The 17,167-nt window shown below is 23.0% G+C and carries 19 protein-coding genes and 1 pseudogene; 8 read left to right on the top strand and 12 right to left on the bottom strand.

What is annotated here, in order from left to right; all coding sequences use genetic code 4:
* The 6 genes from ACW95P_RS03275 to ACW95P_RS03250 all read right to left on the bottom strand — a co-directional run bounded on the left by ACW95P_RS03275 (nucleotide 1) and on the right by ACW95P_RS03250 (nucleotide 5,390).
* Entirely contained in the window at nucleotides 1-768 is a 768-nt protein-coding gene (locus ACW95P_RS03275; RefSeq protein WP_457961804.1) for a hypothetical protein, read from the bottom strand.
* Nucleotides 755-2,797 carry a S8 family serine peptidase gene (locus ACW95P_RS03270; protein WP_457961803.1) on the bottom strand — a complete coding sequence of 681 codons (2,043 nt, stop codon included), beginning with the start codon at nucleotides 2,795-2,797 and terminating at the stop codon, nucleotides 755-757. The genes ACW95P_RS03275 and ACW95P_RS03270 overlap by 14 nt, the downstream gene beginning before the upstream one ends.
* A gap of 437 nt (nucleotides 2,798-3,234) precedes the next feature.
* Entirely contained in the window at nucleotides 3,235-3,369 is a 135-nt protein-coding gene (locus ACW95P_RS03265) for a hypothetical protein (protein ID WP_457961802.1), read from the bottom strand.
* 226 nt (nucleotides 3,370-3,595) lie between these two features.
* The gene (locus ACW95P_RS03260) at nucleotides 3,596-4,252 is read right to left on the bottom strand and encodes a hypothetical protein (RefSeq protein WP_457961801.1); all 657 of its coding nucleotides are present in this window, start codon (nucleotides 4,250-4,252) and stop codon (nucleotides 3,596-3,598) included.
* A gap of 121 nt (nucleotides 4,253-4,373) precedes the next feature.
* Nucleotides 4,374-4,823 carry a hypothetical protein gene (locus ACW95P_RS03255; protein ID WP_457961800.1) on the bottom strand — a complete coding sequence of 150 codons (450 nt, stop codon included), beginning with the start codon at nucleotides 4,821-4,823 and terminating at the stop codon, nucleotides 4,374-4,376.
* 432 nt (nucleotides 4,824-5,255) lie between these two features.
* Complete coding sequence (locus tag ACW95P_RS03250) at nucleotides 5,256-5,390, bottom strand: hypothetical protein (RefSeq protein WP_457961799.1); 135 nt, start codon at nucleotides 5,388-5,390, stop codon at nucleotides 5,256-5,258.
* 149 nt (nucleotides 5,391-5,539) lie between these two features.
* Between ACW95P_RS03250 and ACW95P_RS03245 the strand changes: the two genes are divergently transcribed.
* The 8 genes and pseudogenes from ACW95P_RS03245 to ACW95P_RS03210 all read left to right on the top strand — a co-directional run bounded on the left by ACW95P_RS03245 (nucleotide 5,540) and on the right by ACW95P_RS03210 (nucleotide 10,510).
* Nucleotides 5,540-6,199, top strand: a complete 660-nt coding sequence (locus ACW95P_RS03245; protein ID WP_457961798.1) for a S1 family peptidase — start codon at nucleotides 5,540-5,542, stop codon at nucleotides 6,197-6,199.
* An 88-nt stretch (nucleotides 6,200-6,287) separates the two neighbouring features.
* Nucleotides 6,288-6,473 (top strand): hypothetical protein, encoded by a 186-nt coding sequence (locus ACW95P_RS03240; protein ID WP_457961797.1) that lies wholly within the window; start codon nucleotides 6,288-6,290, stop codon nucleotides 6,471-6,473.
* Between the two features lie 75 nt (nucleotides 6,474-6,548).
* Nucleotides 6,549-6,671 carry a hypothetical protein gene (locus tag ACW95P_RS03235; RefSeq protein WP_457961796.1) on the top strand — a complete coding sequence of 41 codons (123 nt, stop codon included), beginning with the start codon at nucleotides 6,549-6,551 and terminating at the stop codon, nucleotides 6,669-6,671.
* A 44-nt stretch (nucleotides 6,672-6,715) separates the two neighbouring features.
* Nucleotides 6,716-7,396, top strand: coding sequence for an IS3 family transposase (locus ACW95P_RS03230; protein WP_457961817.1), 681 nt, complete (start codon nucleotides 6,716-6,718; stop codon nucleotides 7,394-7,396).
* Nucleotides 7,369-7,548 (top strand): annotated as a pseudogene (locus tag ACW95P_RS03225) (hypothetical protein); the annotation flags it as partial. The gene ACW95P_RS03230 and the pseudogene ACW95P_RS03225, both read left to right, overlap by 28 nt.
* A 14-nt stretch (nucleotides 7,549-7,562) precedes the next feature.
* The gene (locus tag ACW95P_RS03220) at nucleotides 7,563-7,646 is read left to right on the top strand and encodes an IS3 family transposase (RefSeq protein WP_457961816.1); all 84 of its coding nucleotides are present in this window, start codon (nucleotides 7,563-7,565) and stop codon (nucleotides 7,644-7,646) included.
* Between the two features lie 274 nt (nucleotides 7,647-7,920).
* Complete coding sequence (locus tag ACW95P_RS03215; protein WP_457961795.1) at nucleotides 7,921-9,201, top strand: hypothetical protein; 1,281 nt, start codon at nucleotides 7,921-7,923, stop codon at nucleotides 9,199-9,201.
* 1 nt (nucleotide 9,202) lies between these two features.
* Nucleotides 9,203-10,510: a hypothetical protein gene (locus ACW95P_RS03210; protein ID WP_457961794.1), complete on the top strand. Its 1,308-nt coding sequence runs from the start codon at nucleotides 9,203-9,205 to the stop codon at nucleotides 10,508-10,510.
* Nucleotides 10,511-11,054: 544 nt separating this feature from the next.
* Here ACW95P_RS03210 and ACW95P_RS03205 read toward each other — a convergent pair.
* From ACW95P_RS03205 to ACW95P_RS03180, 6 genes are all read right to left on the bottom strand, one after another.
* Nucleotides 11,055-11,561, bottom strand: a complete 507-nt coding sequence (locus ACW95P_RS03205) for a PDDEXK family nuclease (RefSeq protein WP_457961793.1) — start codon at nucleotides 11,559-11,561, stop codon at nucleotides 11,055-11,057.
* The gene (locus tag ACW95P_RS03200) at nucleotides 11,554-12,495 is read right to left on the bottom strand and encodes a tyrosine-type recombinase/integrase (RefSeq protein WP_457961792.1); all 942 of its coding nucleotides are present in this window, start codon (nucleotides 12,493-12,495) and stop codon (nucleotides 11,554-11,556) included. The genes ACW95P_RS03205 and ACW95P_RS03200 overlap by 8 nt, the downstream gene beginning before the upstream one ends.
* A 283-nt stretch (nucleotides 12,496-12,778) precedes the next feature.
* Complete coding sequence (locus ACW95P_RS03195) at nucleotides 12,779-13,222, bottom strand: hypothetical protein (protein ID WP_457961791.1); 444 nt, start codon at nucleotides 13,220-13,222, stop codon at nucleotides 12,779-12,781.
* A 152-nt stretch (nucleotides 13,223-13,374) separates the two neighbouring features.
* The gene (locus ACW95P_RS03190) at nucleotides 13,375-13,743 is read right to left on the bottom strand and encodes a hypothetical protein (RefSeq protein WP_457961790.1); all 369 of its coding nucleotides are present in this window, start codon (nucleotides 13,741-13,743) and stop codon (nucleotides 13,375-13,377) included.
* Nucleotides 13,744-15,867 (bottom strand): collagen-like domain-containing protein, encoded by a 2,124-nt coding sequence (locus ACW95P_RS03185; protein WP_457961789.1) that lies wholly within the window; start codon nucleotides 15,865-15,867, stop codon nucleotides 13,744-13,746.
* The coding region (locus tag ACW95P_RS03180) for a hypothetical protein (RefSeq protein ID WP_457961788.1) at nucleotides 15,868-17,167 on the bottom strand (1,300 nt) is incomplete at its 5' end.

Raw genomic sequence — 17,167 nt, 5'->3', positions numbered from 1 at the left:
TTATTCCATTTCAATAAATCCTGATTCAATAACCTGGTTTTCTGATTTAAAAATTATTCCAGCTGGATTTTTATCTCTGTATTTTTTATATTTTTCTATATTATAAATGTAATTTGCATTAACACTTTCTGTGTTATTAATTTTAGGAATAATTACAAAATACGATAATGGTTCATCGAATGCTGCTTTTGCCGCTGTAATCGGAAAACCATGCTCTAATTCAAACGAAATAGCTCGGTAATTAACGATATTTAAATAAATATTGTTGTTTTCGACATTGACAGAGTCTAATACATATTTTCCTCAACGCATTGGTACAGATTCGAATAAATAAATTAAATCAAATTTTTCAAAAAATTCTGCATTGAACTCTTTTTTATAAAAATTCAAAAAATTATCTAAAAAATTTGTTTTTTCTTCGCGTTCTTCATTAGATGTTCCTTTAGCAAAAACGCTTTCTTTTAATTTATTAATAAATTCATTAAATTGCAATAAATTATCTAATTTTCCATAAAAAGTTTTAAAACGTGTAAAATCAAATTTGTTTTTTATTATGCTTATTTTTTTATCTAATTTTTCACTTTCTTCAAAATTAAAATCAACATATTTATTTATTTTAACTTTTTGCTCAATTGGTTTTTCTTTTTTAGGATTCATTTCACTTTTTTTTTCTTTTGTAAAAAGTAAAGAAGGTATTAAAACTATTGGGATTGCAACTACAGAAAATATAGAAAAAATAATTAAAAATTTCTTTTTATTTTTTAACATATGTCACAGCTAAAACATCATCAATAGAATTATCAAAAATTGAATCCTTATATTTTTTAATTACAATCCTATATTCTCCGCCTGAATCAGAAATATATCTAATAAATTCTACATTAGATGCAACAACATTAATATATTTAACTGGGTTTCATTTACCGCTAGAATCTTTTTTTTCTAAATATAAATCATAATCTGAAAAAAATTTAGACTCTTGTCTTGAAAATGTTTCATCTTTTTTTAATAAAAATGAATCAAGGTGTGTTTTTGATCATTCTTCTTTTCATTTTTCAATTTGAGATCAATAAACACCATTATAAATTCCTGAAGCTATACCTCCTATTAAGGGTCCGCCCATAAATCCTAGTCAATTAACTTGTCAATGATATTTTGGCACACTTTCTTCATTTTTTAAAATTCCTGCATTAAATAATCATGATGAAGCAATTTGAATTTTTTCTTTTTTTGACAATTTTATTATTGGTGATTCATAAACTATTTCGGATTGATTATTAGATTTTTTAATACTTAAATTAACTAAATTATTAGCCGCTTCTTTCATTTTTTCAAAATCTATAACTCCTGTTCCAATTGCATTTTCAAGTCCATTTGGATTTATTTGTTTATTTTCTTTTAAATCAAAATTATCGTCATTTCCAGAAGCTGCCAAAATCGCTTTAATAGATGGAACTCTATTATCATCATTATTTAGATGCGGCTTTTCTCTTAGCAAAACACTTATAGCTCCGCTTACTATAGGTGCTGCAAAACTTGTTCCTTCAATACCTGAAATAGATAAAAAATTATATTTTTCACCAGGAGCTACAACAAGCGGCTTAGGTAAATTCAAATATTTTTCAAATTTTAGCCTATTGGAAAATACAGATGGAACATATGAATCATTCCCTTTGGATGAAGAGCCAACTACTACAGAATTAAATGATAATTGTGTTCCATCAATTCATTCGTTTTTTTTATCAGGTTCATCATGACCATTACCTGAAGCAAAAACATTAACTACACCATATTTTCTAGCCAAATAATCAATAAAATAAGATTGTTCATTATATTCAACTTGATTCAAATCATGGTTAGAACCATAACTATGATTAATTACCCTAATACCATTTTCTATAACCATTCATTCAAGTCTTTGTTGTCATTCTTCATCTGTTTGATGTCCAGCTGAATATAATTTAGCAAATCTATCTACACCAGTTTTCCCTCCGGCAATAGCAGCAACTAAACTACCATGAAAATCTCACCCAGGCTTACTTTCATGTAAAATAACTGATTTATTATCAAAATATTCTAAGAATGGATTAACTAGACCGTTACCAAAAGGATTCTTTTTTTCAATAACCTCTAAAATACCAATTTTACCAATGGAATCTTTATAATTTGAACTATTAATTGTTAAATCTTCTTTTTCTCTTTGTTTTGTAAAATTTATTTGTTTAAGTTGATCTAAAAATTTGTCAGAACTAAATTTATCTAATGATTGTCTATCAACTCTTCTATATGAATAATAATTGGCTGATGTTTCATTATTTTTTTCATACGAAAAAACTTTAAAAACAAAATCATAATTAGCAATAATTTCTAAATTTTCTTTTTTAAATTCTTCATCATGAAAATTAATTCAAACAAAAGGACTCAACCTACTAAAACTATAACTTTTTACATTTTTTAAATTAGCTACAATATTATCAAGAAATAACTTATTTTTTTCAGAAAATAAACTTACATCCTGGTAAATATTTTCACTATTTTCTAATTCATATTTTAAAAGTAATTTAATTCTATAAGTTTTATCTTCTTTTGGCGAAATTTTACTATTTTGATCTAAAGAATAATTAACACTTTGAAATTCTGATCTTTTAATTAATTTATCTTTTAATAAATCTGAATAAGTATTTACATCTTCTTTATTGTTAAGGGAATAGCTCATAGTTGATGAAATAAATATTCCAGCAACCCCTAAAAATAAACTAGATGAAATTAAATATTTTTTCATTTTACTATTTTTCATAACTAAAACTCCTTTGTTAAGTATAAATAAATCTTCTTTTTAAAAAATTTCTTAAATTAAAATTAGAAATATTAAATATTTCGATTATTTATCCCCCCCTTTATAAAAAATTATAAAATAAATAAAAATTAACTTTATAAAAATGTAAAATTTTTACTTTATATTTAAAATAATGCAAATTTTTATTAATGTTAAATGTAAAATAGGATAAAAAAGTAAATTATAAAGTTTTGCTTAATCCAGTATTTGGGGTGGTTTTAAGTCTTTTGAATTTCACTTTTGTGAGGTTTATTTTATCAATATCTTTTATTTTTGCACAAATCCCAAATTTGTGTTTAATTTATTTTTCAAATTTTTTACTAATGTATCTGGCGTTTTGCACATTTTTTTTAAAAATTTATTGAAAGCAAAACCTAAATTTTTTATTTGTTTTAATTCTAAATTACAAAAAATTTTAAAAAACTTTGTGCAGCATTAGTTATATTTTTCTTGTTTTTTATCGTTTTAATTTGTAACTTTCTAAATAAATTTTTAATTTCATAATTTGTTAATGTATCTAAATATTTATTCATTTAAAAACCCTATATAAACTTTTCATTTTTCATTAACAAAATTATATGAAATTTTGTGCAAAAACCTGAATAGGAAGTTTTGTTTGAAAATACACAGGATACATTGATTGATATAATGATGAGAAAATTCAATCAGTTTTAAATTGAAAAACTCCTCAGGACTGCTGAGGATTATACACTAACTAAAAAAGTGTTACTTTTTTTGTCCTAGTTTATACTCTTTTAACTATTCCATTTCAATAAATTCTGATTCAATAACCTGGTTTTCTGATTTAAAAATTATTCCAGCTGGATTTTTATCTCTGTATTTTTTATATTTTTCTATATTATAAATGTAATTTGCATTAACACTTTCTGTGTTATTAATTTTAGGAATAATTACAAAATACGATAATGGTTCATCGAATGCTGCTTTTGCCGCTGTAATCGGAAAACCATGCTCTAATTCAAACGAAATAGCTCGGTAATTAACGATATTTAAATAAATATTGTTGTTTTCGACATTGACAGAGTCTAATACATATTTTCCTCAACGCATTGGTACAGATTTGAATAAATAAATTAAATTAAATTTTTCAAAAAATTCTGCATTGAACTCTTTTTTATAAAAATTCAAAAAATTATCTAAAAAATTTGTTTTTTCTTCGCGTTCTTCATTAGATGTTCCTTTAGCAAAAACGCTTTCTTTTAATTTATTAATAAATTCATTAAATTGCAATAAATTATCTAATTTTCCATAAAAAGTTTTAAAATGTGTAAAATCAAATTTGTTTTTTATTATGCTTATTTTTTTATCTAATTTTTCACTTTCTTCAAAATTAAAATCAACATATTTATTTATTTTAACTTTTTGCTCAATTGGTTTTTCTTTTTTAGGATTCATTTCACCTTTTTTTTTCTTTTGTAAAAATTAAAGAAGGTATTAAAACTATTGGGATTGCAACTACAGAAAATATAGAAAAAATAATTAAAAATTTCTTTTTATTTTTTAACATATGTCACAGCTAAAACTCATTATAAATTTCTGAAGCTAAACCGCCCATTAAGAGATTGGCCATAAATCCTGTCCAATTAATTTGTCAATGGTATTTTGGCGCACTTTCTTCATTTTTTAAATTAGCTACAATATTATCAAGAAATAACTTATTTTTTTCAGAAAATAAACTTACATCTTGGTAAATATTTTCACTATTTTCTAATTCATATTTTAAAAGTAATTTAATTCTATATTTTTTATCTTCTTTTGGCGAAATTTTACCATTTTGATATAAAGAATAATTAACACTTTGAAATTCTGATCTTTTGATTAATTTATCTTTTAATAAATCTGAATAAGTATTTACATCTTCTTTATTATTAAGGGGATAGCTTATAGTTGATGAAACAAATATTGCATTAGCCCCTAAAAATAAACTAGATGAAATTAAATATTTTTTTATTTTACTATTTTCCATAACTAAAACTCCTTTGTTAAGTATAAATAAATCTTATTTTTAAAAAATTTCTTAAATTAAAATTAGAAATATTAAATATTTGGATTATTCACCCCCCTTATAAAAAAATTATAAAATAAGTAAAAATTAACTTTATAAAAATGTAAAGTTTTTACTTTATATTTAAAATAATGCAAATTTTTATTAATGTTAAATGTAAAATAAGATAAAAAAGTGAATTACAAAGTTTCGCTTAACCCAGTATTTGGAGTGGTTTTAAGTCTTTTGAATTTTACTTTTGTGAGGTTTATTTTATCAATATCTTTTATTTTTGAATAAATTCCAAATTTGTGTTTAATTTATTTTCAAATTTTTTACTAATGGATCGGGCATTTTTGCATATCTTTTTAAAAATTTGTTAAAAGCAAAAATAAATTTTTATTTGTTTTAATTCTAAATTACAAAAAATTTTAAAAGACTTTGCGCAGCATTAGTTATATTTCTATTGTTTTTTATCGTTTTAATTTGCAACTTTCTAAATAAATTTTTAATTTCATAATTTGTTAATGTATTCAAATATTTATTCATTTTACCCCCCTATATAAACTTTTCATTTTTCATTAACAAAATTATGTGAAATTTTGTTTGAAAACCTGAATAGGAAATTTTGTTTGAAAATACACAATATAAAAACATTTTTAAATTTATTTTAAATTTAAATTATATAATTTATACAAATGAATTTTAAGTACAAACGATTTTTCTTACCATCTATTTTGTTTTTCCCAATTTTAACTTTGCCTTTTTTTGTTTCATGTAGTAGTTCTAGCGATAAAAATTTTGAAAAATATTTTGAAAGCGTTGTGGAAATAAAAATAACAAGAAATAATCAAGACATTAATTATGCAACAGGAACAATTTTTAAAAATAAAATAATTTCAAATTCACACATAATTCCTAGAAAAGATAATGGAGATGTCATTGAATATTGATATAGAAAATTTAATTCAAATGAATTTTTTAAAATGAATTTACTAAAATTTTCAATTGAAAATGATTTGGCTTTGTTTAGTTCTGAAAGTAATTTGCTTAATGAAGGTTTTCAAAAATATTCAAATTATAATTTAGGAGAAAAAGTTTTTACAATAGGTAATTCTTTAAATATGGGTTTAGCAATATCTGAAGGAATTATTTCTACAATAAACTATTTTGACGAAAAAAAGTTTATTAGAGTTTATGGGCAAATAGAAGAAGGTAATAGTGGAGGCCCACTATTTAATTCAAAAGGAGAAATTATGGGAATAATTTCTTTTAAACATAAAATAAATTTAATTGAAACAGTAAATTCATTTTATTTTGTAATACCCTTTAAAGAGGTTTTAAATTTTTTAAAGTAATTTCATTGTATTTTATAATTTATTAAAAATTTAGTATTTTTGTAGTGCGCCCTAAAAGTTGGCCAAACAACTAAGGAGCGCATTTTTTATGCCGAAACTAACAAAAGAACAAAAAATTAAAATTTATAATGAATCTAAAAACCAATCAGTATTAAATTTGTCTAAAAAATACAATGTTGATAGACAAGTCATTTATAACTTAATAAGACTTGGAAATAAAAACGGTTTAAAAGCTTTTGAAAAAATAAAAAATATTCTAATAAAATCAAACTAGAAGTAATTAATAAAGTTTTGCTTAAACACGAAAATTAGTGATCTTGCTACAGAATATGATATTAATTCTCCTGCTATGATTTCAGCTTGAGTTAGATCTTATCTTGAAAATGGTTATAATTTAATAACTGAAAAAAGAAGTAGGCAAAGGATGACAAATCACGAAGATTTTTTATTAAAAAACAAAGACAAAAATTAAAATAATAAAACAACCAAAGAAAAACAACAAGAAGAGAAAATTGAATATTTACAAGCTGAAATTTCTTATTTAAAAAAGTTCCGTGAACTGATGAAGAAGAAAGAATAATCAAGGCAAAACAAAAAGTAAAAATTATCATTCAACTATATAAGAAATATAAGTTAAAAAATTTATTAAAGGCTGCTAAAATTTCTAAATCAGTTTATTACTATTGAGCTTCCAAACTTAGTTATGATAAGGATAATGAGGTTAAAGAAGAAATCCTTATAATTTTCACAAAACACTTCGAAAGATACGGATATCGCAGAATTCATACAGAATTAAAAAGAAAAATGGTTATAAATACTAAAAAAGTACAAAGATTAATGAAAGAAATGGGTTTGATTACAATTAAAAAAACCAAAAGAAAACTTATTACCTATCATGGGCAAATAAGCAAAATTTCTCCAAATCATTTACTTGTTGCTCAAGCAAATGATGATAAAAATAAAAACCAAAAACGAGAGACTGATGTAACACAATTTTCATTTAAGGAACAAAAGATATTTCTTTCTCCGATTATGGATTTACATTCTTGTGAAATTATTGCTTATGATATTTCTAAATCTCCCGACTTTAAGCAAATTAAAAAAATGCTACAACAAGCTTTTAATAAATTTAATAATTTAAAAGGATTAATTTTTCATTCAGATAAAGGCTGACAATATCAAATGAAAAAATATTAAAATGCTTTAGAAGAAAAAGGGATTATTCAATCAATATCAAAAAAAAGAATTGTTTAGATAATTGAATTATAAAAAACTTTTTTAGAATCTTAAAAAGAGAAATGCTGTATGGACATGAACATGAATTTAAAGACATTAAATATTTAAAAGCTACAATTAAAAATGTATTAAATACTATAATCACGAAAGAATATCAATTAAATTAAATAAAATGACCCCCGCAGAATTCAGGGATTATTCGAATACTTAAAATTTATAAATCTAACTTTTGGGGCGCATAGCAAAAAAAAAAAAAAAAATTAATAATGTAAAAAAATCAAGAATTGCAATACACACTACAAGTTAAATAAAACAAATAATATGTAAATTGCATTTTTATTTTGTTTGTAATTGAAACACCTTTTAAAAAGTGTTTTGTAATTTAAAAGCTTTTAATTATTTAAGATTTTAAAAACAATTTTTAATTTTATTTAATCATATTTTTGTATAATTTTAATAAAAATTAAAAATAAAGGAGCTTAAAAATGAAATTTAAAAAAAAGACAAAAGCGTTTATACTATCTATTTTTGGAATTTCAACAACATTATCATTAGTATCTTTTTCACCGAATAGTCATGTAGAAATTAATTTAAACAAAAAAGATCTTAATGAAAAAAATTATAGGAAATTTGATTTTAATAATTATAAAGAACCTGATTTGTTTAAATTTATAGAAAATAATTTTTCTAATTTTTATTTAAATGAAAATAGTGACTATTTATATTTTGAGGAAAATAGTAAAAATAATAGAAAACATTATATAAAAATAGATAATGAAGATAAAAAAATTATTTATTGAATAAAAGATAAAAAAAATCAGATTTTAAATGAAGGTTTTTTTTCAATCGAACCAGATGTAGAAAAAAATGATTATAAAATAAAAAATAATGATAAAAATGGTGAAACAATTATTTATTTAAGTGAGGCATTAGAACATGCCACATCAACGAAAAAAAATCTTTTTTTACCGTTAGCTGTAGCAGCAGCGCCCTTCATACCTACATTATTAGGTTATTTAGGAATTGGATTAGGAGCTACGGTTGCAACCGTTGCAACTGCTGCAGTAATCGAAGAAGCAACTAGCGGGTCTGCATTTACTCATACACCAACACCATCTGAAGATCCAAATGACTTTGAATTTAAAGATGTTGATGGTAAAACTATTAAATTTAAAAGATTTAAATTAACTAACGCAAAAAAATTAACAACAATATTAGCTATTAAAACAACAATTGAAGCTTTAAATAAAGACCAATATTTTTTAACATTTTTTAAAAAAATAGGAGATTTTAAATTTTTTGATATACCAATACCATACTTTATAGCAAAAGCAATCATCATATCAGCGCCGATTTCTAATTATAAAGGAATTGATAATTACAAACTAAATCCAGCTTTTAATCCGTTGGGTTTGATTGATAAGGTATTAAATTTATCAGGTTTAGGTAGCGACTATACAGAGCTATATTATGATGTTTACACAAAAAAAAGAGAGAATGCATTGCTTCTTGCTGAGTCTGCGGCAAAAATAATGAACACAAATCTTTATGAAATGGTTTCTAGTGGAAAATTAAAAAAACCTGGAGAAGAATGAGTTGTTGTTGAAGAAGGTTATAATTGAAGATATTGAACACAATTTAAGCATTTTCATATTCAAAAAGGACAAAAATTGCATTCAAAAGATTATAAAATAAGAAAGAAAACACATATTTTGTACGGGGATCCTAAGTTTAATTACAAAAAAGAAAAAGATAATTTAAAATAAAATGATAAGTGAAAAAAAATTTGAAGATGTAATATATAATCTTGAAAAATATAAATTAAAAAAAACTAAATTAGGAAAATTGAGTTTTAATGATATTTACTTAAATTGAAATAATTTACCATTGGATATAGATACAGAAAAATTTTATTTTTCAGAAAAATTAGATCTATTTAAATTTTATGATAACCCACATGAAAATTATATATATGAAGAATCACCATACAAAAATTTAAACACCGATTACCCAATTGAAGCCCCTTTTGAAGATTATATGTATGATGATGATTCAAAAAGATTTGACAATGAATATGATCTTTATATTTTAGAAAATAAATATTTTGGATATGATTCTAAAAAAATAGATTTTTTAGAATTTGGAAAAAAAGAATTTTTAAGTTACCCTTTTTTTGAAATACGTAATTTTGAAGGTTTTAAAGAAACGTTTATTTTAGTTAAAAACACACCAGTTGATGGTAAAGCTGAATTTTATTTAAAACATTCAAATTATTGTGAAATTATTTATGGGGAAACTCCAAAAACAGAAATGTTTATTAATAAAATTGAAGCAACAATTAAAGAAATTTTTGGTTGACCTATTATAAATTATCGTTTTTTAGAAAAAGAAACATATGATCCAGATAGACATTCATTATTAGATGCCGAAACAAAATTTAATGAATTCATCGAAACAAATAATTTGCAAGAAATAGATTACTCATTTATTTTAAATAATTATTCAGTTTACCCTTCTAGTTATATTGATTGGAAAAATCTTTCATTAGAATATCCAACAATAAATATTTCTAATCCTTTAATAACCAACATCGAGGACGGCAAAGGTAATTTATTGAAAGACATAAGTGAAATAAAATTATATTTTTTAAAAGAATCTAAAAATTACCCTTTAACTAAAAAAAATTATTTATATTATAATTTTTGAAAAGATAAAGATTTACCGTATTTAAAATTTTTTAAATTAGATGAAAAATTTTTGAGTATAAAACATTTACAACAAAAACCAAATCCTTCTAAAAGTGATTTCTCTTATAAATTTCGTTTTAATGATGAATTAGAATTACAACAACTAGCTTTTGAAAAAAATACCATTTTTACCGAAAATATAATTTGACCTATTTTAATTTGAGATCAAAGGAATTTTAGAAAACCCTTTTATAAATTTATTTTCCCTTTGAGTATTAGCAATTTTTATAATTCAAAAGAAGCAGAAATATTTTTTAAAAAATCATTTCAAAAAATTGAAGAAACTAATAAATTTTTTGAGAAATTTTTGAGTATTTTTTATGAATAAATTATTTATAGTATAAAATGCAGTGCACCTTAAAAGTTGGACAAACAACTAAAGGGTGCATTTTTATGTCAAATTAATAATAAATCAAAAAATAAACTAAGATAAAAAAAGTGAACTACAAAAGAATAAACACACCCCAATATTAGGGATGGTTTTAAGTCTTTTGAAGTTTACTTTTTTGTGCATGTTAATTAATATTTTACCTAGCCTAGCATTCGCTTTAATATTTTTTCATAACCCAATATTATTGTTCTTTTCAAAAAAAAAAAAAAAAAAATGTTGGCATTTTGAATTAATTATTTATAATAACTTATTAATTTTTAAAATTTTAATGTTTTTTTACCTATTTTTTAATAAAAATAATATTCATTAAAATTCAAAATATTCATATAAATTAGCCCTCTTTTTCTATTTGCTTTATATATATATATATATATATAGGGTACTTTGTAGTGTACTACTATATGGTACTAATTATTATGATTTTGGTTATAAAAGATGCAAACAAATAGGTAAATTTGTTTTTTATTAAAATAATTATAAACTAAAAAATAAATTTTTGGAAGTTTAATAAATTTTTATGCTCAAAATGATTTTTGTATTTAATTGATAATATCGGTATTGCATTTTGGTTAATTGCAAAAGTTTTTAATCTTTTAATATCTGAATCACTTAAGTTTAAATTGCTTTTTAGTTGAATATAAAATGTTTTGTTGTCTTTTTTAGCTATTAAATCAACTTGTCATACTGCATCAACATCTATGCTTGAAACTTTAACTATATATCCTTTTTCTTCTAATAAATTTTTAAGCATTAATTCTTTTCTAAAATTTATAAAACCATAATAAAAAATAATTTGATAAATATTAGAAAAAAAAGACAATTGATTTGTCTTTTTCAAATATATTTTTAATTTAATAACAAAAGATTTTTCTGCTATTAATTTTCATTCTTCAAAATTTTTAGGTTTGTTATCTCATAAAAGTTTTTTAATATTTATGTTTAAATCATTATTTGTCGGTATTTTTAATTTATTATTTGTATTAATCATTCTCAAATTTTATATTATTTTCTCTTAATTTACTTTTTAAATATGCAATTTGGTTTTTTTGGTTTGTAATTATATCTTTTAATTGGTGTAGTTCTAAACTATCTAATGTATAAGAATTCGCTTGTTCTCATCAAATGCTTTGAAAAGTATCGTTATACTTTATATATGTTTCTGAAAGTGTGTTTGAATTAACATGTCCTGTCAATGATTGAACTTTAGTAATGTCACCAATATTTAACATTGCTTTAGTTGCGAAAAAATGTCTTAGCATATGTGCATGAATTGGTTTTTTAAATTCGGGGTGTTTTAAATTAACGAATTTTCTAAAAGCTGTAAAATGATTTTGTATAGTATTTTTAGTTATTCCCATATTATATTTTTCAACTTCAGCTATTAATTCATTAGGAACTTTAAAAAATCTAAAATTCCCTCCTTTTTGAGATTGGATTTGTAATTGATAATTATTTTCTTTTAATAATTTTCAATCTAAAGTAGCAAATTCAGACACTCTAGTTCCGTTATGTTTTAATAATTTTCAAATTAAAGTAAATTTATGATTACCAAATTCTTCCAATTGCTGCTCTAAGAAAATCATTTCTTGCTCTGAATAAGCTTGCCTTGTATTTCTTTCTTTTTGAGGTTTAATGAATAATGAATCATTGTAATACTCTTTATTAATATCTGATAAAAATTCTAAAAACGAATTTAATATTTGATAGTATAAAACTTTTGTATTGCTATTACAATCATGTTTTGGTAATTCTTGATTAAAAATTTCTATAATTTCGTTTATATTAGTAGTTTGAATATTTAATTTCTTAGCTCATTTTAAAACAGTTTTTATATTTAATAATGAACCTTTTTTTCTTAAATTTTTGTTTACTAATGTCTCAAAATTTCTTTCAAATATATCGAAATATTGATTTAATTCCATATTTTCTCCTGTATAAATTAAATTTAACAAAAACTTCCAACAAATTAAGGACATAATAAATGCTTGTTTAAAGGGTGAAAATATGATAAAATAAACATGCATAAGCCTAATTTATGCCCTCTCGTTGAGAGGTTTTTTTATTTTTTTTATCAAGAAAAATAGTTCCATTCAAAAGAACAGAACTATTCTATATTTAACCTATATATACAAATATATCAATTAAAATAGGCCTAATCTATTCCTTGACAAAAGAAATTATAGCATATAATATAAAAATATGGTACTAAAATTTGAATTCCATTTTTCAATAAATATTTTTTATATACAGATCAGCCCCTTTATTTGAAAGAAATTTTAATTTATCATTTTCATATGTATCATCATAATAATTTTTTATTATTTTTATATTATTATTAAAATGAATATCACTAGGGTTGTTATATAAGCTGTAAATTGCCATCAATATTTTTTGTTCTTTTAAAGGTAATTTTCTAATGGAATAAGACTGCAATTTTTCTATTTTAGATACTTCTTTAGATATAAATTCTTTATCTTTTAAATTGAGTTCGAATAAATTTTGAATTACATTATCGATTATATTTTTTTCTTTTATATAGTAATTTAGTGTCAATCAAATTTTTTTATATATATTCCATAATCCATCTAAATTTAATAGAATGGTTGTTATAAAAACAAAAATACCAAAAATTATTAATCCAACAATCATAAAATAATTATAACAAATAAAAAAGTAGTATTCCATTCATACAAATACTACTTTTTATTTTTTATTTTTTCTTTTTAAAATTATTTTTATTGCTTAATTTTATTAAAAATAAAACTAATGCATTTCAAATAATTTTTAAAATACTCAATAATTTATTTTTCATTTGACAATAACTCCTTAATAATTTTTTTAGTTTCCGGTTTTGCTCCGTTATTTTCAACATAAATCAAAAAAGCTTTATTTAAATTGTTTTGATCTACTTGTAATTTATTTAATTGGATAAACAATTTAGTAATATTTTTGTTTGTATTCATTATTACCTTGTTTTGCTCTAAATCCATTTTATGTTTAGTTTCAATTTCTTCCTGTTTTTGTTCTATTTTTTGAACTCCTAAAATATTTCAATTTCTTGAATGAGGTCTTTTAATATTTTTGAATATTATTTTAACTAGAAAAGTTATTGCGCCTGCTAAAATAAGTAATATATTAAATACAAGACTTACAATTGTGCCTGTATCCATTTAAACTTTCCTTCCATATACAAAAATGAAAAAAAACACTTTCTTTTTCATTTCAGTTGCTTCCGCAGAGATTGATATGTCACTATAAATATTAATTTTGTTTTCTTTTAATTCATAATATATTCCTGGGTTAAAGGTTGAATCATCAGAGTTTAACCATTCATTTGCTTTTGTAAATGATTTATGATTATATTTCCTATTTAACCCAATAAATGTTTTGATTGCATCAAATGTACGATAGCTATCAGATAAATCTTTTAAAGATCAAATTCTTTCATGATATTCTTTTGATAAAGACAACATAAATTGATAATCAATATTTTCATTTAAAAAACTACTAATTTTTTTTTCTATATCATCATATATAGAAATTTGAACAACCTTATCAAATACAATTTTTCTTTCTGATAACGTTGAGAAAAAAATGATTCTAAATTCATTAAAATTTGAATTTTCTGGTAAATTAAATTCTATTTTAGCAGGCTCATAATCATTAGCTGAAGTGAAATCATGCGACATCCCAATAAAAGTTCAATTACTTTGATTATTTAATTTATCTATTTCTTTTGATGTTTCTTCTGTAAAACTTAATAAATCATTTTTAATTTCATTAATTTCATATTTAAAGCTACCCCTCATATCACTATCTAAAAATTGTTTAAAAGCTTTTAAAGAAACGGGTTTTTCTAAATTTGAACTAATAAATTCTTGGAGTTCTTCTGATTTATTTATATCAAATAAATCTTCTGGTATTCCATCAAATGTTTCTGTAATGCCATTTCCACCTTGAAAAATTATTTTTTCATTAGCACAAACAAGATCTGCGTTTATATTTTCATAATCAGGTAAATCAAAATTTTTAATATATGTTTTAGAAGCTTCAAAATAATCATTATAAGAACCTCCTGTTGTTGGTCTTTGAATTGTTAATCATGTAAGCAGTTTAGAAGTGGTTGAAGTATCGCTATTTTCATCACCAACTCAATCTAAATTTCGAAGATTAAAACCTTTATGATTATTTCTAGCATTTGATATCCCTCTTTCTCATGCGAAAGTTGTTAATTTATGAGCAAAGGCTTCTATTTTAACTTCATTATTTTCTCTTTTTAATTGAGCAATATAACTTTTCAAAAGAGAAGGGGCAATTCTTATTGTTAAATACCTTAAATTATTTTTTGTTCATCTCTGGGTACTTTTTATTTCTTCTAAATTTATTGCATCATCCGGTATTTTCTTATAAACAATATGGCAATTTTCATTAGAAGGCGAGTCTAAATTAAATATTTCTTTTAAATGCTTTATATTTTCCGCTTTAGATAACGGAGGTCCTTCGGGACCACGATCCCCCTTATCCCCCTTAGGTCCTTGAATTCCTCTTTCCCCTTGTTCTCCGCGTTCTCCTTTAGGTCCTTGAATTCCTTGCTGCCCTTGTTCTCCTTTTTCCCCTCTAATCCCTTGGATTCCCGGTTCTCCTTTGTCTCCTTTATCCCCTTTAGGTCCTTGGATTCCCCTTAAACCTTGTTCTCCTCGTTCTCCTTTATCCCCTTTAGATCCTTGGATTCCTCGTTCTCCACGATCCCCCTTATCACCTTTTAAAATTTCTTTATTTTCTATAAAATATTTTTTTAATCTAAGTTTTAATGTATCGGGATTAACTGATAAATTTTCTCAAAGAGAAACAGCTAAAAATGATAATGATTGTGCATTTAAAAATTGTTGAGGAGAATTATATGTTCTAGGGTTTGAATTCAAAACCATATTTTGATGTGTAAAAAATGACTTATTTGTAAATTCCGGAAAATCATTATTCAAGCATCTATAATTAATTTCATAATAAACAGCATTTTGTAAATTTTGCGCTCTTTGTTCACCTACTCTAGCAACCCATTCTTCATATGTATCTTGCATAGTTAGTGAAGCTTTTTGATTGATTAGATTATCACAAATGTCAAAAATAGATTTTGCTACATAGTAAAAAAAATTATCTTCAGACATGCTGGGATTAATTTTTCTTATTTGATAAGGTATTTTAAATTGATTTGAAAGGCCTCCACCAAATTTATTAATATATTCTTCTTTTGTAATATTAAATTTGGCTAAATAATTTTTTTTATATTCAGACATTTATCTCCTTTTTCAATATTTCGATCTTAATTTATGAGTTTTTAAAACTTTGTTAGTTTGTTTAAAAGCGGTTGTTGTTATATATCTTGGATTATTTGTCAAAGCTCCTCTAGCAACATAACTTATTGGTGATAAATAAGGTATTTTTCAACCTTTTAATGCATTATCTTTTAAACCTTTACCAAACTCACCTATTAAGTTTTTGTTTTTTCATTCATAATCAGAATTTTTTATTGATGTTATCAGCCTTGAAACAGTTTTTTGAGATCAAATAATAGTGTTTGCTAAACTACCAAAGACGGGAATTTTTGAAATAAACATAAATTGTTTATTTTCTCTTAAAAACTTACCAACATCCCATCCTCAAGCAAAGTTATCTAAATAATGAGCCATAGGGGAAGATGAATTAATGAACTCTACAATTTTACTCATTGATTTATTTGATAAATATATAGGAGGTTTACCATTTGGGTTATTTTTACTAGATGTTGCATCTTTTCTAAAATATACAATACAGCTTACATTATAAAAATCTCAAGTATTATTATTTGGAATAAATTTTATGTGACTAATTACTTTAGATTTTACAGGTATTTTTTCTAAATAATCATCTGAATATTTATCAAAAAATTTGTATTTTTTAGCTAAAGTTTTTTTAAAATTTTTAAAATTTTCATTAATGTATTTATTAATTTTTCTTTTAAATGGAGATGTTAATAAATCTGAAGTTTTTTTAGCTAAATATTCAGGGCTTGTTGCTGCCGAAATTAATTGTCTTGTTGTAAATATAACTTTTTTGTATTGCTTTATTCGAGAATTCAAAATTTTTATTTCTTCTTTGTTTTGCAATAAAGTAGTTTTAAAATTTTCAGCTTTTAATTTAGGCATATTTTGCCCAAATTTAAAATAAGCTCTTCTTGCATTAGAAATATTTTCAATTTCATTACTAAATTTTTTTGAATACTTTAGTATTTCATTGCTTCTTCCTATTTTATATGCTTCTTTTCCCAATTTTTTTAATTGTGCTTTCATATCTAAATCATTAATTTGAGAAGCTATGCCATAAAATCTATTTTTATATTTACCTATAACATGCTTACCCACTTTATTAGCAAAAGGTAAAATATTTGATGCAATACTAATTGCAATATCTTGTGTTGAAGAGCCGCTATCAAAAACATAATCTCATAATAAATCATTGGCAACTGATAAACCAGCTTCTAAAATTATTCCAACACCAGGGGCAATTGCTTGTAATGGCTTAATTAAAATAGAAACTCCAATTTGAGTTAGAGTTTGT

This window comes from Mycoplasma pogonae (assembly GCF_054170725.1).
The sequence above is the reverse complement of the archived record's forward strand: the minus strand, read 5'-3'. Positions and strand labels throughout refer to the sequence as shown.